Source organism: Streptomyces sp. NPDC056373, from assembly GCF_042262425.1.
Lineage (GTDB): Bacteria > Actinomycetota > Actinomycetes > Streptomycetales > Streptomycetaceae > Streptomyces.
The window spans coordinates 1-25,552 of sequence record NZ_JBHJPX010000004.1 but is presented as its reverse complement, the minus strand read 5'-3'; the positions used below and the strand labels follow the sequence as shown (position 1 = coordinate 25,552).

The 25,552-nt window shown below is 70.9% G+C and carries 17 protein-coding genes; 10 read left to right on the top strand and 7 right to left on the bottom strand.

Annotation, left to right across the window (positions count from 1 at the left end; all coding sequences use genetic code 11):
- Positions 1 to 85 precede the first annotated feature (85 nt).
- Positions 86 to 1,447: a type I glutamate--ammonia ligase gene (glnA, locus tag ACFCXS_RS09205; protein ID WP_033312643.1), complete on the top strand. Its 1,362-nt coding sequence runs from the start codon at positions 86 to 88 to the stop codon at positions 1,445 to 1,447.
- 49 nt (positions 1,448 to 1,496) lie between these two features.
- Here glnA and ACFCXS_RS09200 read toward each other — a convergent pair whose 3' ends face one another.
- Positions 1,497 to 2,120 (bottom strand): glyoxalase, encoded by a 624-nt coding sequence (locus ACFCXS_RS09200; RefSeq protein WP_376642444.1) that lies wholly within the window; start codon positions 2,118 to 2,120, stop codon positions 1,497 to 1,499.
- 255 nt (positions 2,121 to 2,375) lie between these two features.
- Complete coding sequence (locus ACFCXS_RS09195) at positions 2,376 to 2,822, bottom strand: VOC family protein (RefSeq protein ID WP_104783999.1); 447 nt, start codon at positions 2,820 to 2,822, stop codon at positions 2,376 to 2,378.
- 373 nt (positions 2,823 to 3,195) lie between these two features.
- Between ACFCXS_RS09195 and ACFCXS_RS09190 the strand changes: the two genes are divergently transcribed.
- Positions 3,196 to 6,204: a bifunctional [glutamine synthetase] adenylyltransferase/[glutamine synthetase]-adenylyl-L-tyrosine phosphorylase gene (locus ACFCXS_RS09190; RefSeq protein WP_376642443.1), complete on the top strand. Its 3,009-nt coding sequence runs from the start codon at positions 3,196 to 3,198 to the stop codon at positions 6,202 to 6,204.
- A 118-nt stretch (positions 6,205 to 6,322) separates the two neighbouring features.
- Here ACFCXS_RS09190 and ACFCXS_RS09185 read toward each other — a convergent pair whose 3' ends face one another.
- Together ACFCXS_RS09185 and ACFCXS_RS09180 are read right to left on the bottom strand one after the other, a co-directional pair.
- The gene (locus ACFCXS_RS09185; protein ID WP_376642442.1) at positions 6,323 to 7,219 is read right to left on the bottom strand and encodes a phosphatase PAP2 family protein; all 897 of its coding nucleotides are present in this window, start codon (positions 7,217 to 7,219) and stop codon (positions 6,323 to 6,325) included.
- 93 nt (positions 7,220 to 7,312) lie between these two features.
- Positions 7,313 to 8,347, bottom strand: a complete 1,035-nt coding sequence (locus ACFCXS_RS09180; RefSeq protein ID WP_352101085.1) for a LacI family DNA-binding transcriptional regulator — start codon at positions 8,345 to 8,347, stop codon at positions 7,313 to 7,315.
- Positions 8,348 to 8,739: 392 nt separating this feature from the next.
- Here ACFCXS_RS09180 and ACFCXS_RS09175 point away from each other — a divergent pair, with 392 nt between their 5' ends.
- The 7 genes from ACFCXS_RS09175 (at position 8,740) to ACFCXS_RS09145 (ending at position 21,478) form a co-directional block, all read left to right on the top strand.
- Entirely contained in the window at positions 8,740 to 10,008 is a 1,269-nt protein-coding gene (locus ACFCXS_RS09175; RefSeq protein WP_376642441.1) for an extracellular solute-binding protein, read from the top strand.
- A 130-nt stretch (positions 10,009 to 10,138) separates the two neighbouring features.
- Positions 10,139 to 11,143, top strand: a complete 1,005-nt coding sequence (locus tag ACFCXS_RS09170; RefSeq protein ID WP_376642439.1) for a carbohydrate ABC transporter permease — start codon at positions 10,139 to 10,141, stop codon at positions 11,141 to 11,143.
- 14 nt (positions 11,144 to 11,157) lie between these two features.
- Complete coding sequence (locus ACFCXS_RS09165; RefSeq protein WP_376642438.1) at positions 11,158 to 12,066, top strand: sugar ABC transporter permease; 909 nt, start codon at positions 11,158 to 11,160, stop codon at positions 12,064 to 12,066.
- A 200-nt stretch (positions 12,067 to 12,266) separates the two neighbouring features.
- On the top strand, positions 12,267 to 13,967 hold the full coding sequence (locus ACFCXS_RS09160; protein WP_376642436.1) for a glycoside hydrolase family 13 protein: 1,701 nt from the start codon (positions 12,267 to 12,269) through the stop codon (positions 13,965 to 13,967).
- Positions 13,968 to 14,086: 119 nt separating this feature from the next.
- The gene (locus ACFCXS_RS09155; protein WP_376642435.1) at positions 14,087 to 15,460 is read left to right on the top strand and encodes an alpha-amylase family protein; all 1,374 of its coding nucleotides are present in this window, start codon (positions 14,087 to 14,089) and stop codon (positions 15,458 to 15,460) included.
- A gap of 115 nt (positions 15,461 to 15,575) precedes the next feature.
- Entirely contained in the window at positions 15,576 to 21,032 is a 5,457-nt protein-coding gene (gene pulA, locus ACFCXS_RS09150) for a pullulanase-type alpha-1,6-glucosidase (protein ID WP_376642434.1), read from the top strand.
- An 89-nt stretch (positions 21,033 to 21,121) separates the two neighbouring features.
- The gene (locus tag ACFCXS_RS09145) at positions 21,122 to 21,478 is read left to right on the top strand and encodes a 5-carboxymethyl-2-hydroxymuconate Delta-isomerase (RefSeq protein WP_376642433.1); all 357 of its coding nucleotides are present in this window, start codon (positions 21,122 to 21,124) and stop codon (positions 21,476 to 21,478) included.
- Positions 21,479 to 21,484: 6 nt separating this feature from the next.
- Here the strand turns inward: ACFCXS_RS09145 and ACFCXS_RS09140 are convergent, their stop codons facing one another.
- From ACFCXS_RS09140 to ACFCXS_RS09130, 3 genes are all read right to left on the bottom strand, one after another.
- Complete coding sequence (locus ACFCXS_RS09140) at positions 21,485 to 22,201, bottom strand: TetR/AcrR family transcriptional regulator (protein WP_376642432.1); 717 nt, start codon at positions 22,199 to 22,201, stop codon at positions 21,485 to 21,487.
- A 93-nt stretch (positions 22,202 to 22,294) separates the two neighbouring features.
- Complete coding sequence (locus tag ACFCXS_RS09135; RefSeq protein WP_376642431.1) at positions 22,295 to 24,217, bottom strand: hypothetical protein; 1,923 nt, start codon at positions 24,215 to 24,217, stop codon at positions 22,295 to 22,297.
- Positions 24,218 to 24,265: 48 nt separating this feature from the next.
- Positions 24,266 to 24,793, bottom strand: coding sequence for a tetratricopeptide repeat protein (locus tag ACFCXS_RS09130; RefSeq protein ID WP_376642430.1), 528 nt, complete (start codon positions 24,791 to 24,793; stop codon positions 24,266 to 24,268).
- 161 nt (positions 24,794 to 24,954) lie between these two features.
- Here ACFCXS_RS09130 and ACFCXS_RS09125 point away from each other — a divergent pair, with 161 nt between their 5' ends.
- Positions 24,955 to 25,407 (top strand): hypothetical protein, encoded by a 453-nt coding sequence (locus ACFCXS_RS09125; RefSeq protein WP_376642429.1) that lies wholly within the window; start codon positions 24,955 to 24,957, stop codon positions 25,405 to 25,407.
- Positions 25,408 to 25,552: the final 145 nt, after the last annotated feature.

The following is a 25,552-nucleotide window of genomic DNA, read 5'->3' as shown; positions in this document are numbered from 1 at the left end:
GTGTGGTGGGATGCTCAGGTGCCCGACCGCCTCCCGTGGTACGGAAGAGAAGGCGGCCTGACCAGCAAGGATGGGGAAGCGGAAGATGGACAAGCAGCAGGAGTTCGTGCTCCGGACGTTGGAGGAGCGCGACATCCGGTTCGTACGCCTGTGGTTCACGGACGTGCTGGGCTTCCTCAAGTCCGTCGCCGTGGCCCCGGCCGAACTGGAGCAGGCCTTCGACGAGGGCATCGGCTTCGACGGCTCCGCGATCGAGGGCTTCGCCCGGGTCTACGAGTCCGACATGATCGCCAAGCCGGACCCGTCGACCTTCCAGATCCTGCCGTGGCGCGCGGAGGCCCCGGGCACGGCCCGGATGTTCTGCGACATCCTCATGCCGGACGGCTCCCCGTCCTTCGCCGACCCGCGCTACGTGCTCAAGCGAGCCCTCGCCCGCACCTCCGACCTGGGCTTCACCTTCTACACGCACCCGGAGATCGAGTTCTTCCTGCTGAAGGACCGCCCGCTGGACGGCTCCCGTCCCACTCCGGCCGACAACTCCGGCTACTTCGACCACACCCCGACCAACGTCGGCATGGACTTCCGCCGCCAGGCCATCACGATGCTGGAGTCGATGGGCATCTCGGTGGAGTTCTCCCACCACGAGGGCGCGCCCGGCCAGCAGGAGATCGACCTCCGCTACGCCGACGCGCTGTCCACGGCCGACAACGTCATGACGTTCCGCCTCGTCATGAAGCAGGTGGCGCTGGAGCAGGGCGTGCACGCCACGTTCATGCCGAAGCCGTTCTCCGAGCACCCGGGCAGCGGCATGCACACCCACCTCTCGCTCTTCGAGGGGGACCGCAACGCGTTCTACGAGTCCGGCTCCGAGTACCAGCTCTCCAAGGTGGGCCGCTCCTTCATCGCGGGTCTGCTGCGGCACGCCGCGGAGATCTCCGCGGTCACCAACCAGTGGGTCAACTCCTACAAGCGCATCTGGGGCGGCGCGGAGCGCACCGCGGGCGCGGGCGGCGAGGCCCCCTCGTACATCTGCTGGGGCCACAACAACCGCTCGGCGCTGGTCCGCGTCCCGATGTACAAGCCCGGCAAGACGGGCTCGGCGCGGGTGGAGGTCCGCTCCCTCGACTCCGGCGCCAACCCCTACCTCGCCTACGCGCTGCTGCTGGCCGCCGGCCTCAAGGGCATCGAGGAGGGCTACGAGCTCCCGCCGGGTGCCGAGGACGACGTCTGGGCCCTCTCCGACGCGGAGCGCCGCGCGATGGGCATCGAGCCGCTGCCGCAGAACCTGGGCGAGGCCCTGACCCTGATGGAACGCAGCGACCTCGTCGCCGAGACCCTCGGCGAGCACGTCTTCGACTTCTTCCTACGCAACAAGCGGCAGGAGTGGGAGGAGTACCGCAGCGAGGTCACGGCGTTCGAGCTGCGGAAGAACCTGCCGGCGCTGTAGGTCTGCCAGGTCGTCCGGCCCGGGCCGGACGACCTCCCGCCGGCACCGCTCACACCGCCGCGCTCTCCGAAGCCGTAGTCCAGGCGAACCCGTCCGGGTCGGTGAACGGCCCGGCGTCGGCGGTGATGGTCAGGCGGTGGGAGCCGGTGCCGTCGGGGGAGACGCCGGCGACCTTGGCGAGGCCGCGGCGCTTGTACAGGGCCAGCTTCACGGGACCCTCGGCGGCGAACTCGACGTACTTGGAGCCGAAGCTCTTGCCCACGGCCAGGCCGTGATCGACGTAGAACTGCTTGCTGGCCTTCACGTCCTCCACGCCGAGCAGCAGCACGAAGTCGTCGACCTGCCCGGTCGCCGGGCCGCTGTTCTTCTTCGACGACGACGCCAGCTGCCAGATCGTCCCGTCCGGGGCCTGCACGACGCCCCCGTAGCCCCACAGCGACCTGGCCGCGGGCTTCAGGGGCGTCGCCCCGGCCCGCACGGCCGCTTCGAAGAACGCGTCCACATCGGCCGGCTGGGGGACGACCAGTGACAGCGTGAACCCGCGGAAGCCGGAGGTCGGTGCCTCCGACGCCCGCAGGCGCAGCCGGTCGCCCGAACCGAAGGCGGCGGAGTAGAAGCGGTCGGCGGCGGCGGGGTCGGCCACCTCGAGGGTGACGGATGCGATGGAAGTCATGACAACGACGCTAAGCGCGCCCCGCGAGACGCGCTTCTCGATTCCTGACCGGCTTCTCCGGCCACCCTCGGGCCCGCCTCCGCCTCCGCCTCCGCCACCGCCTCCGCCTCAGCCTTGTTTCGGCGTGGGCTTGCCTCCGCCGCGGGCCTGCCCCCGTCGCGGGCCCGCCCCGCTTCAGGCCCGCCCCGTCGCGGGCCCGCCCCGCTTCAGGCCCGCCCCGTCGCGGGCCTGCGCCGCCTCAGGCCCGCCCCCGCCTCACCCCTGCTTCCGCTTCAGGTCCGCCAGCAGCTGGTGCAGCGGCTCCGTGGCCCTGCGCCGGTACTCCTGCACCGCCCAGCCGTTGCCGTCCGGGTCCTGGAAGTGCATGAACGTGGCACCGTCGTCCGGGGAGTACTGGACCGGTTCCGAGACGTCGAGGCCGCGGGCGACCAGCTCCGCGTGGGCCGCCTTGATGTCGGCGACGCACAGCTGCAAGCCCTGGTAGGAGCCGGGGGCCGGGGTCGGGCCGGGCGTCATCTGCCAGATCGACTCGCCCAGGGCGATCGAGCAGCCGGAACCCGGAGGGGTCAGCTGGACGATCCGCATCCCGGGCATGACCTCCTGGTCGATGTCCACGTGGAACCCGACCTTGTCCCGGTAGAAGTCCCGGGCCCGGTCGATGTCGCTCACGGGCAGCGGGATGACTTCGAGCGTGATGTCCATGGGCATGACTCCTTCGTCCGGCCTGATGAGAACCGCCACCGCGTCCGACCGAAGCCGACGGAAGCCGAGCGAAGCCGACCCAGCCGACCGAGCCGGCGGAACGGCTCCCCCTCACCGAAGCCGAAAACACCGTGCCGCGCCACCGAGTGGACGGCGACCGGCCCCGTGCCGTGGCGGAAATGGCCCTCGCGTCCCGCGGAACGCCGCCGACCGCCGTACCACGCCTCACCCGCACGGCCGGTCCGCCTGGCCACCCGCGCACCCTGTCCGACCGCCGAACTCCCCGGCGCTTCCCCCGGCCCGTGCGGTTAGGCTCGAACCCGTACGACCTTGATCCGATGCATGTCCGAGGAACAGTGCGAGGGAGGCCCGGATGACGGCGGTGCCGGGGCGCAGGAGCAGCACCTTCACACGGCTGCTGCGGCACGGCTTCACCGACGCGTCCGCCGCCGAACGGCTCCTGGACAGCCCCGAGCTCGCGCCCCTGCGCGACGACCCGGTCCTGCTGGAGGCGCTGGGTGCCACCGCCGACCCCGATCTCGCGCTGCTCGGACTCGCCCGGCTCCTGGAGGCCCAGCACGGCCCCGGCGCCCGCCGTGAACTGCTCGACACGCTGATCTCCTCCAAGCCGCTGCGCGACCGCCTCCTGGGTGTACTCGGCGCCTCCACGGCCCTGGCCGACCACCTCACCCGGCACCCGGACGACTGGCAGGCCCTCGTCATGTACGAGGCGTACGACCTGCACCCCGGGGTGGAGGAGTTCGAGGCCGGCCTCGCGGAGGCGGACGACCCGGTCTCGCTGCGCGTCGCCTACCGGCGCTGCCTGCTGTCCATCGCCGCCCGGGACGTCTGCGGCACCACCGGCGTCGCCGAGTCCGCCGCCGAGCTGGCCGACCTCGCCACCGCCACCCTGCGCGCCGCCCTCGGGATCGCCGAGGCGGCCGCGCCCGAGGACGCCGCCCTGTGCCGCCTCGCGGTGATCGCCATGGGCAAGTGCGGCGGCCACGAGCTGAACTACGTCTCGGACGTGGACGTCATCTTCGTCGGCGAGACCACCGAGGGAGCCGACGAGACCAAGGCCGTACGCGCCGCGACCCGGCTCGCCTCGCACATGATGCGGATCTGCTCCGAGACCACCGTCGAGGGCTCCATCTGGCCGGTCGACGCCAACCTCCGGCCCGAGGGCCGCAACGGCCCCCTCGTGCGGACCGTGTCCAGCCACCTCGCCTACTACCAGCGCTGGGCCAAGACCTGGGAGTTCCAGGCGCTGCTCAAGGCCCGCCCGGTGGCCGGCGACCTCGACCTCGGCGCGGAGTACGTCGCCGCCGTCCAGCCCCTGGTGTGGAAGGCCGCCGAGCGCGAGAACTTCGTGCCCGACGTGCAGAAGATGCGCCGCCGGGTCGTGGAGAACATCCCCGTCGGCGAGGTCGACCGCCAGCTGAAGCTGGGGCCGGGCGGCCTCAGGGACGTCGAGTTCGCCGTGCAGCTGCTCCAGCTGGTGCACGGCCGGGCGGACACCTCCCTGCGCAGCGGCACGACCCTGGACGCGCTCGAGGCGCTCGCCGCCGGCGGCTACGTCGGCCGGGCCGACGCGGCGCAGCTCGACGAGGCCTACCGCTTCCTGCGCTCCATGGAGCACCGCATCCAGCTGTTCCGGCTGCGCCGCACCCACCTCGTCCCCGAGGACGAGGCCGAACTGCGCCGCATCGGCCGTTCCCTGGGCCTGCGCACGGACCCGGTCGCCGACCTGCACCGCGAGTGGCGGCGGCACGCGGGTGTCGTACGCCGTCTGCACGAGAAGCTCTTCTACCGGCCGCTGCTCGACGCCGTCGCACAGCTCGCGACCGGCGAGGCCCGGCTCAGCACCGAGGCGGCCCGGGAGCGCATGGTCGCCCTCGGCTACGCCGACCCCGCCTCCGCCCTGCGGCACCTGGAGGCACTGGCCTCCGGCGTCACCCGCAAGGCCGCCATCCAGCGCACCCTGCTGCCCGTGCTGCTCGGCTGGTTCGCCGACTCGGCCGACCCGGACGCGGGCCTGCTGGGCTTCCGCAAGGTCTCGGACGCGCTCGGCAAGACCCCCTGGTACCTGCGGTTGCTGCGGGACGAGGGCGCCGCCGCGCAGAACCTCGCCCGGGTGCTGTCCGCCGGCCGGCTCGCGCCCGACCTGCTGATGCGCGCCCCGGAGGCGGTCGCCCTGCTCGGCGACGGGGACGGGGGCGGCCTGGAGCCCCGCTCGCGCGCCCATCTGGAGCAGGAGATACTCGCCGCCGTGCGCCGGGCCGACGGCGCCGCCCAGGCCGTCACGGCGGCCCGCGGAGTGCGCCGCCGTGAGCTGTTCCGCACGGCTGCCGCCGACATCGTCGGCTCCTACGGCACCGAGGAGCAGCCCGCCGAGGCCGACCAGGGCGCCCTGGTGGACCGCGTCGGGGCGGCGGTGTCGGACCTGACCGCGGCGACCCTCGCCGGCACGCTCCGCGCGGTCGTAAGGGAGGGCTGGGGCGACGAACTGCCCACCCGGTTCGCGGTCATCGGCATGGGCCGGTTCGGCGGCCACGAGCTGGGCTACGGTTCCGACGCGGACGTGCTGTTCGTGCACGAACCGCGCGAGGGCGTCGACGAGCGCGAGGCCTCCCAGGCGGCCGGCAAGGTCGTCTCCGAGATGCGCCGCCTGCTGCAGCTCCCCAGCGCCGACCCGCCGCTGCTCATCGACGCCGACCTGCGCCCGGAGGGCAAGTCCGGCCCGCTGGTCCGCACCCTCACCTCGTACGCGGCGTACTACCGCCGGTGGGCCCTGACCTGGGAGTCGCACGCCCTGCTGCGGGCCGAGCCCGTCGCGGGCGACGAGGACCTGGGCCGCCGCTTCATGGAGCTGATCGACCCGCTGCGCCACCCGGCGGACGGGCTCACCGACGAGGCCGTGCGCGAGATCCGCCGTCTGAAGGCCCGCATGGAGTCCGAGCGGCTGCCGCGCGGCGCCGACCCCAAGCTGCACGCCAAGCTCGGGCCGGGCGGCCTGTCCGACGTGGAGTGGACCGTGCAGCTCATGCAACTGCGGCACGGCTCGACGGAGCCGGGCCTGCGCACCACCCGCACCCGCGAGGCCCTGGCCGCCGCCCGCACCGCCGGGCTCATCACGGACGAGGACGCGGCGATCCTCGACGAGGCCTGGGTCCTCGCGACCCGGGTCCGCAACGCGGTGATGCTGGTCCGCGGCAGGGCCGGCGACACGTTCCCGACCGAACCACGGGAACTGGCCGCCGTGGGCAGGTACCTGGGCTACGGCCCGGGCCACGCGGGCGACATGCTCGACGCGTACCGCCGCACGGCACGCCGGGCGCGCGGTGTGGTGGAGGAACTGTTCTACGGCGTCGCCGAGCGGTAGGGCCGCCGTCCGGTCCAGGGCGTAGGGCTGCCGTCCGGTCCAGGGCCGGCCGTCCGGCCATGCCCGGTCGCCCGGTCATGCCCGGTCGTCCGGTCATGCCCCGCGTCGCGGGGCAGCCCTAGGGACGCCCGCCCCGGACGCCCTGGGGACCCACCGCCGCCGAGGGCCGGGACGCACCGCGCCCGCGCCTGCGCTCCGGCGCCACCCTCGGCAGCGCGTACGGCTGCCTCCCGTACCAGAGCCGCGCGACCGTGAACCCGAAGGCCAGGCACAGCAGCCCGCCGACCGCGTCCAGCCAGAAGTGGTTGGCCGTCGCGACGATGACCACCAGGGTGAGCGCCGGATACAGCAGGCCCAGCACCCGCACCCAGGGGACCGACGCCAGGGCGAAGATCGTCAGCCCGCACCACACGGACCAGCCGATGTGCATCGACGGCATCGCGGCGTACTGGTTGGACATGTGCTTCAGGTCGCCCGACGCCATCGAACCCCAGGTCTGGTGGACCATGACCGTGTCGATGAAGTCGCCGCCGTTCATCAGCCGCGGGGGCGCCAGCGGATACAGGTAGTAGCCGAGCAGGGCGACCGCGGTCGTCGCGAACAGCACCAGACGCGTCGCCGCGTACCGGCCGGGGTGGCGACGGAACAGCCACACCAGCACACCCAGCGTGACGATGAAGTGCAGCGTCGCGTAGTAGTAGTTCATTCCGACGATGAGCCAATGCACCGAGTTCACGGCGTGGTTGACGGACTCCTCGACGGCGATGCCCAGATGGCGCTCGACCCGCCAGATCCAGTCGGCGTTCTGCAGCGCCTCTGCCTTCTGCTCGGGCACGGCGTTGCGGACGAGCGAATACGTCCAGTAACTCACCGCGATCAGCAGGATCTCGAACCAGAACCGGGGCCGGTGCGGGGTGCGCAGCCGGCGCAGCGGGCCACGCCCCGGATCGGCCGCAACGGGGTCCGGGAGGGCCGCTTCCAGGCCCTCCGGCTTCGTCACGGTCGTTTCACCCATAGGCGCAAAGTCTGCCAGAAAAGGACTTCCCCACCGATCATCCCGCGGCCCCGCCCGGGCCGCATGTCCTACGGCGAATTCAGGCCGGAGGTCTCAGGAGCGGCCGCGTTCCCCGGGGGCCGAGGCGGTCGAACCGCGCACCACCAGCTCCGGCATGAACACGAACTCGCTGTGGGGCGCGGGCGTCCCGCCGATCTCCTCCAGCAGCGTGCGCACGGCCGCCTGGCCCATCGCCGGCACCGGCTTGCGGATCGTGGTCAGCGGCGGGTCGGTGAAGGCGATCAGCGGGGAGTCGTCGAAGCCCACCACGGAGACGTCCTTCGGCACGTCCAGACCGAGCTGCCGGGCGGCCCGGATCGCGCCCAGCGCCATCATGTCGCTGGCGCACACCACGGCCGTGCAGTTCCGGTCGATCAACGCCGTGGCCGCCGCCTGACCACCCTCAAGGGTGTACAGGGAGTGCTGCACCAGCTCCGACTCGACGGTCTCCGCGCGCAGACCCAACCGGTCCTGCATCGTGCGCACGAACCCCTCGATCTTGCGCTGCACCGGCACGAACCGCTTGGGCCCGAGGGCCAGACCGATCCGGGTGTGGCCGAGGGACACCAGGTGCGTGACGGCGAGGCTCATCGCCGCGCGGTCGTCGGGGGAGATGAACGGCGCCTGCACCTTCGGCGAGAAGCCGTCGACCAGTACGTAGGGCACGCCCTGGGCGCGCAGCCGGTCGTAGCGCTGCATGTCGGCGGTGGTGTCGGCGTGCAGTCCGGAGACGTAGATGATGCCGGCGACCCCGCGGTCGACGAGCATCTCGGTCAGCTCGTCCTCGGTCGAGCCGCCCGGGGTCTGGGTGGCCAGCACCGGGGTGTAGCCCTGCCGCGTCAGCGCCTGGCCGATGACCTGCGCCAGGGCCGGGAAGATCGGGTTCTCCAGTTCCGGCGTGATCAGCCCGACCAGCCCCTCGCTGCGCTGGCGCAGGCGCACCGGGCGTTCGTAGCCCAGCACGTCGAGAGCGGCCAGCACGGACTGGCGGGTGGTGGCGGCGACGCCCGGCTTCCCGTTGAGGACGCGGCTGACGGTCGCTTCGCTCACCCCCGCCTGCAACGCGATGTCGGCAAGCCGTGTGGTCACAGCACTGGACTGTAGCGGCCGGTGTTCCCCTTGCACACCGACGGGACGCCTGGTGCGCGCCGTCGCACGGCCCGCTGCGGGTGGCTTGGTCATCGCGGTCCCTCGAGATTCCTGGTCGGCGTCCGATCCGCAACGGATGATTCCCCCGGCGGACCCGGATGGCAAGTGCTTGCAGAGTCTTGCACAATCGTCCGACTGCCCGCCCAGCAGGCGGAAGTCAAGGCATTGGGGCGATCGACGGGAAGTCACGGCGGGATAACCATCCGCACCCCTTGCAACTTTTTGCTGCAAGGTCTTTCGCAACTCGTTGCAGCGCGGCTAATGTCACCGACGCCCGGCGGCCAACGGCGCAGTCGGCAGCACGAGACGGGCTTCACCCTCAAGGAGAACTCATGCGGCGTGGCATAGCGGCCACCGCGCTGGTGGCGTCCCTCGCCCTGGCGGCGACGGCCTGCAACGGCAGCGACAGCGGCGACGAGGCCGACGGCCCGGTCACCATCACCTGGTGGGACACCTCCAACGCCACCAACGAGGCGCCGACGTACCAGGCCCTGGTGAAGCAGTTCGAGGCTGCCAACAAGGACATCAAGGTCAAGTACGTCAACGTCCCCTTCGACCAGGCGCAGAACAAGTTCGACACCGCCGCCGGTTCCAAGGGTGCCCCCGACGTGCTGCGCTCCGAGGTCGGCTGGACCCCCGCCTTCGCCAAGAAGGGCTTCTTCGCGCCGCTGGACGGCACCGAGGCCCTCAAGGACCAGGACAAGTTCCAGCCCAGCCTGATCGAGCAGGCCAAGTACGAGGGCAAGACCTACGGCGTCCCCTTCACCACGGACACCCTCGCCCTCGTCTACAACAAGGCTCTGTTCAAGAAGGCCGGCGTCGAGGCGCCCAAGACCTGGGACGACCTGAAGAAGGCCGCCGCCACGATCAAGGGCAAGACCGGTGTCGACGGCTACTGGGGCTCCACCCAGGCCTACTACGCCCAGTCCTTCCTCTACGGCGAGGGCACCGACACCGTCGACGCCGACGCCAAGAAGATCACCGTCACCTCGCCCGAGGCCAAGAAGGCCTACGGCACCTGGCAGGGCCTCTTCTCCGGCAAGGGCCTGCACAAGGCCGACACCACCGCCGACGCCTACGCCCACATCCAGGAGGCGTTCGTCAGCGGCAAGGTCGCCTCGATCGTCCAGGGCCCGTGGGAGATCACGAACTTCTACAAGGGCTCGGCCTTCAAGGACAAGAACAACCTCGGCATCGCCACCGTCCCGGCCGGCTCCACCGGCAAGGCCGGCGCCCCGACCGGCGGCCACAACCTCTCCGTGTACGCGGGCTCGGACAAGGCCCACCAGGAGGCCTCGCTGAAGTTCGTCAACTTCATGACCTCGGCCAAGGCCCAGGAGACCATCGCGCTGAAGAACTCCACGCTCCCCACCCGCGAGGACGCCTACACCGGCAAGGTCACGGCCGACCCCGGCATCGCCGGCTACCAGGGCGTGCTCTCCAGCGCCCAGCCGCGCCCGGCGCTGCCGGAGTACAGCTCGCTGTGGGGTCCGCTCGACGACGAGCTGATCAAGATCGCCGGCGGCAAGGAGTCCCTGGACAAGGGCCTCGGCAACGCCGAGACCGCCATCGCCAAGCTGGTGCCCGACTTCTCCAAGTGACCGCCTGGTGGCCGCCGGATCCCCCTGTCATGGGGGGAGGGGATCCGGCGGCCACCGGCCCGCGCCGCGCCTGCGCTTGCGCCCGGGCAGCTCCCCTTGACCTCCTTGAACCTCCAGAAGGTGTCGAACCATGACAGTCGCCATCGACCGAGCGACCGGCAAGCGGCGCGGTGAGCGGGAACCGCGACCCGGGCCGGCCCAGCGGCTGAAGAACGGCTTCCACAAGCACTGGTACGCCTACGCGATGATCGCCCCGGTGGCCGTCGTGCTCGGCGTCCTCGTGGTGTACCCGCTGGTGTACGGCCTGTACCTCACCCTCACCGACGCCACCAGCCTCAACACCGCCCGCACGATCGGCGTCAACCACATCGACGCCACGTACAAGTTCATCGGCCTGGACAACTACGCCGACATCCTCTGGGGCCCGACGGCGTACGACCGCTTCTGGTCGCACTTCCTGTGGACGGTCTTCTGGACGGTGGCCTGTGTCGCCCTGCACTACGGCATCGGCCTCGGCCTCGCCCTGCTGCTCGACCAGAAGCTGCGCGGCCGCACCCTCTATCGGATGATCCTGGTGCTGCCCTGGGCCGTCCCCACCTTCGTCACCGTGTTCGGCTGGCGGTTCATGCTCGCGGACGGCGGCGTCATCAACACCGCCCTGGAGGGCCTGGGCCTGCCGAGCCCGCTGTGGCTGGAGGACACCTTCTGGCAGCGGTTCGCCGCGATCATGGTCAACACCTGGTGCGGTGTGCCGTTCATGATGGTCTCGCTCCTCGGCGGACTCCAGTCGATCGACGCCAGCCTGTACGAGGCCTCCGAGATGGACGGCGCCAACGCCTGGCAGCGGTTCCGCTACGTCACCCTGCCCGGTCTGAGGTCCGTCAGCACGACGGTCGTACTCCTGGGTGTCATCTGGACCTTCAATCAGTTCGCCATCATCTTCCTGTTGTTCGGCAACACCGCACCGGACGCCCAGATCCTCGTCACGTGGGCCTACCAACTGGGCTTCGGGCAGCAGCCGCGCGACTACGCCCAGTCCGCCGCCTACGGAATCCTGCTCCTGTCCATCCTGATCGTCTTCACCTCCTTCTACCGCCGCTGGCTGAACCGCAACGAGCAGCAGCTCGCGATCTGAGGCAGGAGTTCCCCATGAGTACGACCACCGTCGAGAGCTCCGCCCCGGCCGGCGAGCGGCGCCCCGCGACAGCCTCCGGCAAGGTCCGCGGCCGGGGCGAACGCAGTCGCGGCGCCTCCCTCGCCTCGCACGCCTTCCTGATCGCCGCCAGCCTGACCGCGCTCTTCCCGGTCGCCTGGCTGGTCTTCCTGTCCCTCGGCCCGGACAAGGACGACTACCTCCACCCCGGGCGCATCTGGGGCAAGCTGTCGCTCGACAACTACGCCTACGTCCTCCAGGACACCGGCTTCTTCGACTGGCTGAAGAGCACGCTGGTCGTGGTGCTGGGCACGACGCTCATCGGCGTCGTCGTCGCCGCGTCCACCGGCTACGCCGTCTCCCGCATGCGCTTCCCCGGCTACCGGAAGCTGATGTGGGTGCTGCTGGTCACCCAGATGTTCCCCATCGCGGTACTGATCGTGCCGATGTACCAGATCCTCTCGGATCTGCAGCTCATCGACAGCTACCTTGGTCTCATCCTGGTCAACTGCACCACGATCGTGCCGTACTGCGCCTGGCTGATGAAGGGCTATTTCGACACCATCCCGTTCGAGATCGACGAGGCCGGGCGCGTCGACGGGCTGACCCCCTTCGGCACGTTCGCGCGGCTCATCCTGCCGCTCGCCAAGCCGGGCCTCGCGGTCGCGGCGTTCTACAGCTTCCTCACGGCCTTCGGTGAGGTCGCGTTCGCCTCGACGTTCATGCTGAGCGACGACAAGTACACCTTCGCCGTCGGTCTGCAGACGTTCGTCAGCGAACACGACGCGCAGCGCAACCTGATGGCCGCGACAGCTGTGTTGATCGCGATACCGGCCGCCCTGTTCTTCTACCTGGTGCAGAAGAACCTGGTGACCGGGCTCACCGCGGGCGGCACCAAGGGGTGACCCCCGCCCGTGGACCGGCTGCGGCGCCGTCGTGGCCGGTCGCGCCCACGCGGCGGAGCCGCAGATCGGATACAGCCCCGCGCCCCTTTCGGGGCGCGTGGGGGCGGCCGCGGTGCCCATCCGACCCCGCTGTGCCGCGGCCGCCCGAAACCCCATCCACGCTTCCCATGACCGACATCTCGTTACGCATCAAGGACGACATGAGCCAGCACTCAGCCGCACCTGCCCCCACCCCCGTGTCCGCCGTCGCCGTCGCCAAGCGCCGTGACTGGTGGCGGGACGCGGTGATCTACCAGGTGTACCCGCGCAGCTTCGCCGACAGCAACGGTGACGGCATGGGCGACCTGGAGGGTGTCCGTACCCGTCTGCCGTACCTGCGCGACCTCGGCGTGGACGCCGTGTGGCTCAGCCCCTTCTACGCCTCGCCACAGGCCGACGCCGGCTACGACGTCGCCGACTACCGCGCCGTCGACCCCATGTTCGGCAACCTGCTGGACGCCGACGCGCTGATCCGCGACGCCCACCGGCTGGACCTGAGGATCATCGTCGACCTCGTCCCGAACCACTCCTCCGACCAGTACGAGTGGTTCAAGCGTGCCGTCGCCGAGGGCCCGGGCTCCTCGCTGCGGGACCGCTACCACTTCCGCCCCGGCAAGGGCGAGAACGGCGAACTGCCGCCCAACGACTGGGAGTCGATCTTCGGCGGTCCGGCCTGGACCCGCGTCACCGAACCCGACGGCACGCCCGGCGAGTGGTACCTGCACCTCTTCGCCCCCGAGCAGCCCGACTTCAACTGGGAGCACCCGGCCGTCGGCGACGAGTTCCGCTCCATCCTGCGCTTCTGGCTGGACATGGGCGTCGACGGCTTCCGGGTCGACGTCGCCCACGGCCTGGTGAAGGCCGAGGGGCTGCCCGACCTTGGATCCCACGACCAGGTGAAACTGCTGGGCAACGATGTCATGCCGTTCTTCGACCAGGACGGCGTGCACGAGATCTACCGGCAGTGGCGGCTGATCCTCGACGAGTATGCGGGGGAGCGCATCTTCGTCGCCGAGGCATGGACGCCGACCATCGAGCGCACCGCGAACTACGTCCGCCCCGACGAGCTGCACCAGGCCTTCAACTTCCAGTACCTCAGCACCCACTGGGACGCCGCGGAGATGCGTGAGGTCATCGACCGCACCCTGGAGGCGATGCGGCCGGTCGGCGCCCCCGCCACCTGGGTGCTGTCCAACCACGACGTGACCCGGCACGCCACCCGCTTCGCCAACCCGCCCGGCCTCGGCACCCAGATCCGCCTGGCCGGGGACCGCGAACTGGGCCTGCGCAGGGCCCGGGCCGCGAGCCTGCTCATGCTGGCGCTGCCCGGCTCGGCGTACATCTACCAGGGCGAGGAGCTCGGCCTGCCCGACGTCGTCGACCTGCCGGACGAGGTGCGCCAGGACCCGGCGTACTTCCGGGGCGCGGGCCAGGACGGCTTCCGCGACGGCTGCCGGGTGCCGATCCCGTGGACCCGGACGGGGTCGTCGTACGGCTTCGGTGACGGCGGGAGCTGGCTGCCGCAGCCGGAGGGCTGGGGCGAGCTGAGCGTCGAGGCGCAGACCGGTGAGCCCGCCTCGACCCTGGAGCTGTACCGGGCCGCGCTCGCCGTGCGCCGCGAGCAGCCCGACCTCGGCGCCGGGACGTCCATGGAGTGGCTGCGGGCGCCCGAGGGCGTGCTGGCCTTCCGGCGCGGGGACTTCGTGTGCGTCGCCAACACCTCCGGGGAGTCGGTGGCGATGCCGGCGTACGGCCGGGTGCTGGTCGCGAGCGGCGAGATCGTGCAGGTGGACGACGAGGCGAAGGTGCCGGCCGACACCACGGTGTGGTGGACCACCGCGATCGCCGAGGCCCGCGCCTGATTTTCCTTTGAATTCCGTACGGCCCGCTGCCCTTTCGGGCGGCGGGCCTCTACTATCTGCGTCACCGCAAGGTTTCTGAACCTTGCAGCAAGAACCTTCAACGAAGAAGGAAACCCCACATGGCACGCAGACACCTCGCCGTCGCCGTCGCGCTCGCCGCGGCCTCGGTTGTCATGAACCCGACTGGTGCGCAGGCCTCCCCACCTGGCACCAAGGACGTCACCGCCGTCCTCTTCGAGTGGAACTTCGCCTCGGTCGCCCGCGAGTGCACCACCACGCTCGGACCCGCCGGGTACGGCTCCGTCCAGGTCTCCCCGCCCGCCGAGCACATACAGGGCCCGCAGTGGTGGACCTCGTACCAGCCGGTCAGCTACAAGATCGCCGGGCGGCTCGGTGACCGGACGGCCTTCCGGGACATGGTGAACACCTGCCACGCGGCCGGTGTGAAGGTCGTCGTGGACGCGGTCGTCAACCACATGTCGGCCGGCAGCGGCACCGGCACCGGCGGCTCGTCGTACTCGAAGTACACCTACCCCGGCCTGTACTCGTCGTTCGACTTCGACGACTGCACCAGCAGGATCAGCAACTACCAGGACCGCTGGAACGTCCAGCACTGCGAACTGGTCGACCTGGCCGACCTGGACACCAGCGAGTCGTACGTCCGTGGCGCCATCGCCGGGTACCTGAACGACCTGCTCTCCCTCGGCGTCGACGGCTTCCGCGTCGACGCGGCCAAGCACATCGACACCGCCGACCTCGCCAACATCAAGTCGCGGCTGAGCAACCCGTCGGTGTACTGGAAGCAGGAGGTCATCTACGGCTCCGGTGAGGCCGTCCAGCCCACCGAATACACGAGTAACGGCGACGTCCAGGAGTTCCGCTACGCCTACGACCTCAAGCGGGTCTTCAACAACGAGAACCTCGCCTACCTGAAGAACTACGGCGAGGGCTGGGGCTACCTGAACAGCGGCGTCTCCGGTGTCTTCGTCGACAACCACGACACCGAACGCAACGGCTCGACCCTCAGCTACAAGGACGACGCGACCTACACCCTGGCCAACGTCTTCATGCTGGCCTGGCCCTACGGCGCTCCCGACATCAACTCCGGGTACGAGTTCTCCGACACGGACGCGGGCCCGCCCGGCGGGGGTGCGGTGAAAGCCTGCTGGCAGGACGGCTGGAAGTGCCAGCACAACTGGCCGGAGATCAAGTCCATGGTCGCCTTCCGCAACGCCACCCGGGGCCAGACCGTCACGAACTGGTGGGACAACGGGGGTGACGCGATCGCTTTCGGGCGGGGCGGCAAGGGGTTCGTGGCCATCAACCACGAGTCCGGCTCACTGACCCGGACGTACCAGACCTCGTTGCCCGCCGGGACGTACTGCGACGCGCAGAACAACACGCCGGTGACGGTGAACTCCAGCGGGCAGTTGACGGCCACTCTGGGCGCGAACACCGCCCTGGCGGTGTACGCGGGCAAGTCGAGCTGCTGAGCGGCCTGCTGAAAGTTCTTTCCTATGGTTTCAAGCCTCTTGCTGTAAGTGTTGCGGCGGCGATACGGTCGCGCGGGGTCGGACCCACAGAGCCGTAATCGCAAGGAGCCCATCTGTGATACCGAGATGGCCGACGCCGTCGAGGCGCCGAACCACCCATGCCGGACGGGTCGCTGCGGTCACCGTGACCGCGCTGGCCGCAGCGCTCGTCCAGCCCCTCGCGGCGCGGGCCGACACTCCGCCTCCGCCCCCCTCCGACGCCGGGCTGGCCGCCCAGCCCGCCCGGCACGACGCCACCCGTGAGCAGTTCTACTTCGTCCTGCCGGACCGTTTCGCCAACGGTGACCCGCGCAACGACAAGGGCGGCCTGACCGGTTCACGCCTGTCGACCGGCTACGACCCCACCGACAAGGGCTTCTACCAGGGCGGCGACCTCAAGGGCCTGACCAAGCGGCTCGACTACATCAAGGGCCTGGGCACCACCGCCCTGTGGATGGCCCCGATCTTCAAGAACCAGCCGGTACAGGGCACCGGGGCTGGGGGTACCTCCCAGGCGTTCAGCACTGGGGGAGCCTCGGCCGGCTACCACGGTTACTGGATCACCGACTTCACCCGGGTCGACCCGCACTTCGGCACGAACGAGGACCTCGAGACCCTCATCGACAAGGCCCACGCCAAGGGCATGAAGGTCTTCTTCGACGTCATCACCAACCACACCGCCGACGTCGTCGACTACGAGGAGAAGTCCTACGACTACCTCTCCAAGGGCGCCTTCCCGTACCTGACGAAGGACGGCGTGCCCTTCGACGACGCCGACTACGCCGACGGACGACGCGCCTTCCCCGCCGTCGACCGGGACTCCTTCCCGCGCACACCGGTGGTCACCGGGAAGAACAAGGTGCCGTCGTGGCTCAACGACCCGACGATGTACCACAACCGCGGCGACTCCACCTTCGCCGGTGAGAGCTCCACCCACGGCGACTTCTCCGGGCTCGACGACCTGTGGACCGAGCGGCCCGAGGTCGTCCACGGCATGGAGAAGATCTACCAGCGCTGGGTGCGGGACTTCGACGTCGACGGCTTCCGGATCGACACCGTGAAGCACGTCAACATGGAGTTCTGGACCCAGTGGGCCACGGCCCTCGACGCCTACGCCGCGAAGCAGGGCCGCGACGACTTCTTCATGTTCGGCGAGGTCTACTCGGCCGACACCGACGTCACCGCCCCGTACGTCACCCAGGGCCGGCTCGACGCCACGCTCGACTTCCCCTTCCAGGAGGCCGCCCGGCAGTACGCCTCGCAGGGCGCGAGCGCACAGAAGCTCGCGGGTGTCTTCGGCGACGACTACAAGTACACGACCGGCAGGGCCAACGCCTACGAGCAGGTCACCTTCCTCGGCAACCACGACATGGGCCGCATCGGGTCGTTCCTCGAGCAGGACAACCCCAAGGCCACCGATGCCGAGATCCTCGCCAAGGACGAGCTCGCCAACGAGCTGATGTTCCTCAGCCGCGGCAACCCCGTCGTCTACTACGGCGACGAGCAGGGCTTCACCGGCCCGGGAGGCGACAAGGACGCCCGGCAGACCATGTTCGCCTCACGCACCCCCGACTACCTCGACGACGACCGCATCGGCACCGACGCCACGCACGCCGAGGACGCCTACGACACCAAGGCGCCGCTCTACCGGCAGATCAGTGCCCTCGCGGGGCTCCGCAAGGCCCATCCGGCCCTCACCGACGGCGTTCAGCAGGAGCGGTACGCGGCCGACGGCCCGGGCGTCTACGCCTTCTCCCGCACGGACGCGAAGACCGGCACCGAGTACGTCGTCGCCTTCAACAACGCCGAAGAGAAGAAGACCGCGACCTTCCCGACCGGCTCGGCCGGCATGACCTTCCAGGGCATATACGGAACCGGCGCGCGCGTGAAGAGCGACGGCGGCAAGAAGCTCACCCTCACGGTCCCGGCCGGCTCGGCGATCGTCCTCAAGGCGGCCGGAAGGCCCGCCGAGCCGGCCACCGCGCCCACGCTCACCCTCAAGGCACCGGCGGCCGGCGCGACCGGCACGGTGGAGGTCACCGCCGACGTCGACGGAGGACAGCGCAACCGGGTCGTGTTCGCCGCGCAGACCGGCAACGGCAAGTGGCGGGTTCTCGGCTCCGCCGACCACGCCCCCTACAAGGTCACCCACACCGTGGGCAAGGACGTGGCACCGGGCACGGCCCTGCGCTACAAGGCCGTCGTGGTCGACTCGGCCGGCCGGACCGCGAGCGCCCTGGCCGCCTCCACCACGGGCACCCCGCCCGCACCCGAGCCGCCCACCGCGTCCTCGCGCGACCACGCGATTGTCCACTACAAGCGCGCGGACGGCGACTACGCCGACTGGGGCCTGTACGCCTGGGGCGACCTCGCCGAGGGCGAGGCCACTGAATGGCCCAGGAGCCATCCCTTCACCGGCCGGGACGCCTACGGTGCCTTCGCCTGGGTCAAGCTCAAGCCCGGCGCCTCGAACGTCGGCTTCCTCGTCATCGACAAGGACGGCACCAAGGACGTCTCCACCGACCGCACGATCGACGTCGCCAAGACCGGTGAGATCTGGATCGAGCAGGGCAAGGACACCGTCACCACCGAGCGCCCCGCGTATCCGGCGCCCGACAAGAGCAAGGCGGTCCTGCACTACCACCGTGCTGGGGGTACCTCCCAGGCTTTCGGCTCTGGGGGAGGGGACTACGACGGCTGGGGCCTGCACGTCTGGACGGGCGCCGCGAACCCCACCGACTGGTCGAACCCCCTGAAGCCGGTCAAGACTGATAGCTATGGCGCAGTCTTCGAGGTACCGCTCACCGACGGAGCCACCAGCCTCAGCTACATCCTGCACAAGGGCGACGAGAAGGACCTGCCCACCGACCGGTCGCTCGACCTCAAGGCGAACGGCCACGAGGTGTGGCTGGTGAGCGGCCAGGAGGAGTACCTGCTCCCGCAGCCCGCCGGCAGTGCCGCCGCCCTCGATCTGACCACCTCCAAGGCGGTCTGGATCGACCGGAACACCCTCGCCTGGAACGACTCCGACGCCGCCGCCTCCACCCAGCTGCTCTCCTCACGTGACGGCTCGATCAAGGCCGAGGACGGCACCCTGACCGGCGACGCCACGTGGCTGCGCCTGTCGAAGAGCGAGCTCACCGACGCCCAGAAGGCGAAGTTCCCGCACCTCGCGGCGTACGACGCCTGGACCGTCGACCCCCGTGACCGGGACCGGGTCCGCGAGGCCCTGCGCGGCCAGGTGGTCGCCACGCAGCGCGCGGCCGACGGTGCCGTACTCGCGGCGACCGGTGTCCAGATCGCCGGCGTCCTGGACGACCTGTACCCCGGCGCCACCAAGGCCGACCTGGGGCCCACCTTCTCCAAGGGCCGTCCCACCCTGTCCGTGTGGGCGCCGACCGCGCGGTCCGTCGCCCTGGAGCTCGACGGCAAGGCCGTCCCGATGCACCGCGACAGCGCCACCGGCGTCTGGTCCGTCACCGGCCCGGCGTCCTGGAAGGGCAAGGCCTACCGCTACGTGGTGAAGGTGTGGGCGCCCGGCGTCCGCAAGGTCGTCACCAACAAGGTCACCGACCCCTACGCCCTCGCCCTCACCACCGACTCCGAGCGCAGCCTCGTCGTCGACCTGGCCGACAAGGCGCTCAAGCCGGCCGGCTGGTCGTCGTACACCAAGCCCAGGGCCGTGCCGCTGCGGGACGCGCAGATCCAGGAGCTGCACATCCGGGACTTCTCCGTCGAGGACCGCACGGCGAAGTACCCCGGCACCTACCTCGCCTTCACCGACAGGGCGAGCGACGGCAGCAAGCACCTGCGCGAGCTGGCGAAGGCGGGCACCTCGTACGTCCATCTCCTGCCCGCGTTCGACATCGCCACCATCCCGGAGAAGAAGGCCGACCAGGCGAGGACCGACTGCGACCTGGCGTCCTTCCCGGCCGACTCGGACAAGCAGCAGGAGTGCGTCGGGAAGATAGCGGCGAAGGACGCCTACAACTGGGGATACGACCCGTACCACTACACGGTCCCCGAGGGCTCCTACGCCACCGACCCCGACGGCACCGCCCGCACGGTCGAGTTCCGCAGGATGGTCAAGGCGCTCAACGACGACGGGCTGCGGGTCGTCATGGACGTCGTCTACAACCACACCGCCGCCGGCGGCCAGGCGGGCACCTCCGTCCTCGACCGGATCGTGCCCGGCTACTACCAGCGGCTCCTCGCCGACGGCTCGGTCGCCGACAGCACCTGCTGCGCCAACACGGCCACCGAGAACGCCATGATGGGCAAGCTGGTCGTCGACTCGATCGTCACCTGGGCCAAGGAGTACAAGGTCGACGGCTTCCGCTTCGACCTCATGGGCCACCACCCCAAGGCCAACATCCTCGCGGTCCGCAAGGCCCTCGACGAGCTGACCCCCGCCAAGGACGGCGTCGACGGCAAGAAGATCATCCTGTACGGCGAGGGCTGGAACTTCGGCGAGGTCGCCGACGACGCCCGGTTCGTCCAGGCCACGCAGAAGAACATGGCCGGCACCGGCATCGCCACCTTCTCCGACAGGGCCCGTGACGCCGTGCGCGGCGGCGGCCCCTTCGACGAGGACCCCGGCGTCCAGGGTTTCGCCTCCGGCCTCTACACCGACCCCAACTCCTCGGAGCACAACGGCACAGCCGCCGAGCAGAAGGCCCGGCTCCTGCACTACCAGGACCTCATCAAGGTCGGCCTCTCCGGCAACCTCGCCGGCTACCGCTTCACCGACACCGACGGCAAGGAGGTCAAGGGCTCCGACGTCGACTACAACGGTGCCCCCGCCGGGTACGCCGACGCCCCGGGCGACGCCCTCGCCTACGCCGACGCGCACGACAACGAGTCCCTCTTCGACGCCCTCGCCTTCAAGCTGCCCGCCACGACCAGCGCGTCCGACCGGGCCAGGATGCAGGTCCTCGCCATGGCGACGGCCACCCTCTCCCAGGGCCCGGCCCTCTCGCAGGCGGGCACCGACCTGCTGCGCTCCAAGTCCCTGGACCGCAACTCCTACGACAGCGGCGACTGGTTCAACGCCGTCCACTGGAGGTGCGAGGACGGCAACGGCTTCGGCCGCGGACTGCCCATGGCGGCCGACAACACCGACAAGTGGCCGTACGCCAAGCCCTTGCTGAGCACCGTCAAGGTGGGCTGCGAGCAGATCGAGGGCACCTCGGCCGCATACCGCGACCTGCTGCGGATCCGGAGCACCGAGAAGGACTTCTCCCTCGGCACGGCCGCACAGGTGCAGTCCCGGCTCTCCTTCCCGCTGTCCGGCACGGACGAGACGCCCGGCGTGATCACCATGCGGCTCGGTGACCTCGTCGTCGTCTTCAACGCCACGCCCGAGCGGCAGGAGCAGCGTGTGTCCGCACTCGCCGGGACCGGCTACCGGCTGCACCCGGTGCAGGCGGCGGGCGCGGACGCCACCGTGAAGTCCGCCGCCTACGCGCGGGCCTCCGGCACCTTCGCCGTGCCGGCGCGCACGGTCGCGGTCTTCACCCGGACCGCGGGGTGACGCACCCGGTGCGGGCGGGGCGGACCGCGACCGGCGGCCCGCCCCGCCCGCGGCTAGGGTGGGCACACCGACCTGGAACAGGAGTGCTGATGCCGCAGATCACCGTCGACTATTCCGCCGACCTCGCCGGCGGGTTCGACCGGCCCGGATTCGCCAGGGCGCTGCACGAGGCGACGGTCGAGATCGCGGCCGCCAAGCCGCCCGCGTGCAAGACCCGGTTCCGCTCGACCGAGGACATCGTGGTCGGCCCCGAGACCGAGGGACACGCCCACGTCCACATCCACATCGCGCTGCTCGCCGGCCGCACCGACGAGACCAAGGCCCGGCTGACCGAGGCAGCGCTGGAGTTGCTGCGGACCCACCTGAAGCAGCCCGAGGGCCTCGCCCTGCACGCCTCCGCCGAGGTCCGCGACCTCGACGCGTCGTACGCGAAGTACGAGAGCTGAGACCGATCAGCCCGCCAGGGCGATGAGCCGGCCGACCAGGTGCGCGAACGGGCCGTCGGCCGGTTCGTCCTTGAGGGCGCCGCGCAGCAGCTCCGCCATCTCCTCGTCGTAGGCGGCGCTGACGGCGGCGAGCGCGGCGAAGTCGTTGACGAGCTGCGGCTCCAGCTCCTCGCGCGGGATGCGCCGGCCGTCCAGCCAGATCAGCGCCGTCGACTCGGCGAGCGAGATCCAGGAGCGGACGACCAGTTCGAGGCGCGCGGGCGGATCGGTCACGCCCAGGTGCGAAAGGATCTGGACATACGCGGCCTGCCGTACGGAGTCGACGAGCGCGTTGGTCGTCGAGATGGTGCTCATTGAGCAGGCTCCGCCTGCGGAGACGGCCGGACCGCCGCGCATCAGGGCGGAGAAACCAGGCCCGTGCTCGTCCACGAAGTCGAAGTAGCGGCGCATCACGCGCAGCAGCCGCGCCCCCAGCGGACCCTCGTGCGGCTCCACGAAACGGGCCGCCAGATCGTCCGAAGCACGCTGCAACGCGGCTTCGTACAGGCTGAGTTTGCCGGGGAAGTAGTGGTAGACCAACGGGCGTGAGATGCCCGCGGCAGACGCTATCTCGTCGATGGAGACGTCGTCGGGCGAGCGGCGGCTGAACAGTTCGAGGGCGACGCCGATCAACTGCTGCCGCCGCTCCTCGACTCCCATTCTGCGGCGAACCCCGGTAGTCATGCGAACACCTTACCGATCGATTCCGGCCTCGAACGGGCTGGATCGATCACCGGGGTTGGGCGACCTCACCGGACACACCCACGTCCGCCTCCGTCAGCGCAGCCCGCGGAGCGAACGCCCGTCCTTCAGGGACCCCTTGAGCTGAGCCTGGGCCCCCTGCTCGGCCGGCACGGTCAGCAGACTGCTCCGCGCAGCCCCGTTCACTCCGCCCGTCGCCCGGATCGACGCCGTCTGCCGGCTGCCGGCGGCCAGCAGGTACCAGTCGCCGGCCTTCGACTTCCACAGCACCCCGGCCAGCACATGCGGATCACGCGCCCCGCAGGCCGGGACGTTCTCGGCCTGCGCCGCAGCCGCCCCGTACGCCCCGCCCGGCGTGTGGAACTGCGCCAGTACCCGCGCCCCGCCGCCCCGCCAGGTCTCGGCCCGCGTGCACACCCATGCCGCCGAGCCGCTCGCGTCGGGCAGCGGCTGCTCGTTGAACGCCCAGGCGTTGACGCTGCGCACCCCGGCCGAGCGCATGGTGCCCAGCGAGCAGGCGAACGGCTGCCAGGTGTGCAGCGCCGCGGCCCCGGACACCTCGCGCGGGGCGCTCGGCCGTCCGGTGGTGAGCCGGGCCGGGACGAGTTCGCCGAGGTCGGTCATCAGCCGGGTCCCGCCGCCGTCGGTCACCTGCAGCACGTTCCACGAGGTGCAGGGGCCGGACCTCAGCGCCGGGCTGGCCAGCGGCGCGGCCACACCGCCGGTGAGCGTGAGGTTCATCGCGCCCGAGCCCGGCTTCATCAGGTCCCGCTCGCCGGCCTTTCGCACCCAGGGGGCCGTCAGATAGCGGACGTTGCCGTCGGACCGGCCCAGCACCACCGCACTCGCCCCGGCCCGGTCGGCTCCGTCCACCCGGGCGAAGTCCAGGGCGGCGCCCTGCGTGCCGTCCCTGGGCTCGGCGTACCGGACGATGCGCAGACCGTCGTGGAGGATCACCACGCGCGCCGCGTCGACCGTCCCCGCGTACAGCAGCTGGGGCGGTCCGGCGGGGCCGCCGGAGAGGGTGCCGGGGGTCGCCGACACCTGCACCGTCTCGCCGGGGCGGGCCCACACGGCCAGGGCGCGGCGCAGCAGGGCCTTGTCGCCCGTGAGATCGCCGCGAGCCGGCCACACGGAGAAGTCGGTGCGCGCCGAACTGCGCCACGCGGTGGGCGGGACCCGGGTCAGCTTCGCCGGGTCCAGGGCGGCCTGCGCGGCCGGGTTCCGCGCGTACGGGGGTGCCGCGGCGCCCTCGGGGCCCCAGCCCTCACCGGGCAGGCCGAGCAGGGCCCCGCACACCAGCAGGGCGGCACCGGCGGCCAGCGCGGCCTTCAGATGCTGGCGGCGGCGCATCAGGTCGGTGGGCCGGGCCTGGAGCGAGCAGGGGTCGAACTCTGGGGAGTCGAGCAGCCCGTACTGGGCGGGGACCCCGCCGGCCTCCAGCACCGCGCCCTCCGGGTCGGCGACGCCCGCCGCCGCGAGGACCTTGCACACCCCCTCGTCCGTGAGCCGCTCCAGGCCGCACAGCGCGTACGCGGCGCGGGCCGGGCCGGACAGGGTGGACAGCCTCTGGTCCAGGGCGAGTTCGTCGGCGCCGCCGGAGCGCGGGAACAGCTTCAGGCCCCACACGTGCGGCAGCAGCGGCGGCAACTGGGTCCTCTTGGGCCACGCCTTCGCCTTCAGCGGCAGTCCCGCCTCCAGCGCGGTGCGCAGCACCTGGAGACGGACCAGGGTGTAGCCGGGGTCGCTGTCCCGCCCTGTGGACTGCGCCGGGATCACCGGGGACGGCGTGCGGTTGCGGGGGAGCGCCCGCTGGGTGAGGGCGTGCGCGGTCAGGACGCGGCGGCTGCGGCCCAGCCCGGGTGGCAGGACCAGGTAGGCCAGCCGGACGAGCCGCGGGTAGTGCTCGACGAGCGCGGCCTCGGCCTGCTCGACGTCGACGACCGGGCCGGCGGGGGAGGGGGGTGCGGGGCGCTGGGCGACATCCTGTGACTGCACGTTCAGCAGAACGAGCGAATCGGTGGTTGGTCACCTGGCCACGGGCTGTCACGCCCCCGGGTGCTCCCCGGGTTCCACGAGCAGCCGGGCGTAGTTAGCCATGGACCGCTGGTAGCGCGGCAGGTGCGGGGCGAGGGCGCCCAGGGCCAGTGCGAGTGCCTCCCGGTCACGGCCGAGGCTCGACAGGCACAGCGCGAGGCAGGCGCGTACCGGGTCGTCCAGCTCGTCGGACGGGGCGAGAAGCTCCGGCGTCAGCAGCGCGACGGCCTCCTCGGCGCGGCCGGTGTTCCGCAGCGAGCTGGCCAGCTGGATCTTCGTCCGGCGGGCCTTGTAGGAGTCGGTGCCGGCGAGGCCGTTCTCCAGTGCCTCCTCGTACAGGGGGACCGCCTTGTCGCTGTGGCCCGTGGAGTCCCAGGCGCAGGCCCGCTCGAAGGGGCCGAGCGGACTGCCGTCGGGAAGCTCGGCCACGAGGGCGTCGACGTCGGCGCGGAAGCGGGACGCGTCCTCCTCCGTCTCGGCGTAGTCGTCGAAACGGTCCCACAGGGCGGCCACGCGATCTTCCCAGTCCTGATCCACCGGACCACCCTCGCACAGGCGTGCACACCGGGGCAGCGGATTTTGAGCACGGGGGGCTCCGCAGCCGTATCGAGGGCGAGAGCCTCTTGCCGGGGCTCGGTGCGGCATGCGTCCGGATCGTGCCGTGACAGGGACCGTGCCGACAAGGACCGGAGGAACAGATGAGGGTGACCCGACCGATGCTCGCGCTGAGCGGTGCGGTGGCGATACTGGCGCTGACCGGCTGCGGCGGATCCGGCGACAAGGACGAGGCGGCCGTTCCGAAGGAGGTGAGCGGCAGCCTGGAGCACATCGCCGCCGAGGCCGACTGCAAGCCGAACATGCAGACGGACGCGGACACCATCCGCCAGGCGTTGTGCAAGAAGGGCAAGGACAAGTACGTCCTCGCGACCTTCTCCACGGACCGCGGCCAGCGCGAGTGGCTGAACAGCGCCAAGGACTACGGCGGTTACTACCTCGTCGGCCGCAAGTGGGTCGCCGTGGGCCAGCAGAAGACGGTCACGGCACTCCAGGGCACCCTCGGCGGGACCATGGAGGAGGGTTCCGAGCACATGAACCCGGGCGGCAGCCACAACAAGAACGGTCACGGCGGCGGCAGCAGCCATCACGGCTGAGGACGCGGGTCGCAACGGCGGAAGGGGGGGGGGGGGGGGGGCCCCCCCCCCCCCCCCCCCCCCCCCCGCGGGGGCGAAGATGGCGGCGGGACCGGGGTGTTTGGCAGGTGACCCGTTTTTTTAAAGGTGTTGGGGGGAGGATTTA

Excerpts from the sequence above, each read along its gene's own strand:
- glnA (WP_033312643.1), top strand. The coding sequence starts at position 86 with ATGGACAAGCAGCAGGAGTTCGTGCTCCGGACGTTGGAGGAGCGCGAC.
- ACFCXS_RS09200 (WP_376642444.1), bottom strand. The coding sequence starts at position 2,120 with ATGACTTCCATCGCATCCGTCACCCTCGAGGTGGCCGACCCCGCCGCC.
- ACFCXS_RS09195 (WP_104783999.1), bottom strand. The coding sequence starts at position 2,822 with ATGGACATCACGCTCGAAGTCATCCCGCTGCCCGTGAGCGACATCGAC.
- ACFCXS_RS09190 (WP_376642443.1), top strand. The coding sequence starts at position 3,196 with ATGACGGCGGTGCCGGGGCGCAGGAGCAGCACCTTCACACGGCTGCTG.
- ACFCXS_RS09185 (WP_376642442.1), bottom strand. The coding sequence starts at position 7,219 with ATGGGTGAAACGACCGTGACGAAGCCGGAGGGCCTGGAAGCGGCCCTC.
- ACFCXS_RS09175 (WP_376642441.1), top strand. The coding sequence starts at position 8,740 with ATGCGGCGTGGCATAGCGGCCACCGCGCTGGTGGCGTCCCTCGCCCTG.
- ACFCXS_RS09170 (WP_376642439.1), top strand. The coding sequence starts at position 10,139 with ATGACAGTCGCCATCGACCGAGCGACCGGCAAGCGGCGCGGTGAGCGG.
- ACFCXS_RS09165 (WP_376642438.1), top strand. The coding sequence starts at position 11,158 with ATGAGTACGACCACCGTCGAGAGCTCCGCCCCGGCCGGCGAGCGGCGC.
- ACFCXS_RS09160 (WP_376642436.1), top strand. The coding sequence starts at position 12,267 with ATGAGCCAGCACTCAGCCGCACCTGCCCCCACCCCCGTGTCCGCCGTC.
- ACFCXS_RS09155 (WP_376642435.1), top strand. The coding sequence starts at position 14,087 with ATGGCACGCAGACACCTCGCCGTCGCCGTCGCGCTCGCCGCGGCCTCG.
- ACFCXS_RS09145 (WP_376642433.1), top strand. The coding sequence starts at position 21,122 with ATGCCGCAGATCACCGTCGACTATTCCGCCGACCTCGCCGGCGGGTTC.
- ACFCXS_RS09140 (WP_376642432.1), bottom strand. The coding sequence starts at position 22,201 with ATGACTACCGGGGTTCGCCGCAGAATGGGAGTCGAGGAGCGGCGGCAG.
- ACFCXS_RS09125 (WP_376642429.1), top strand. The coding sequence starts at position 24,955 with ATGAGGGTGACCCGACCGATGCTCGCGCTGAGCGGTGCGGTGGCGATA.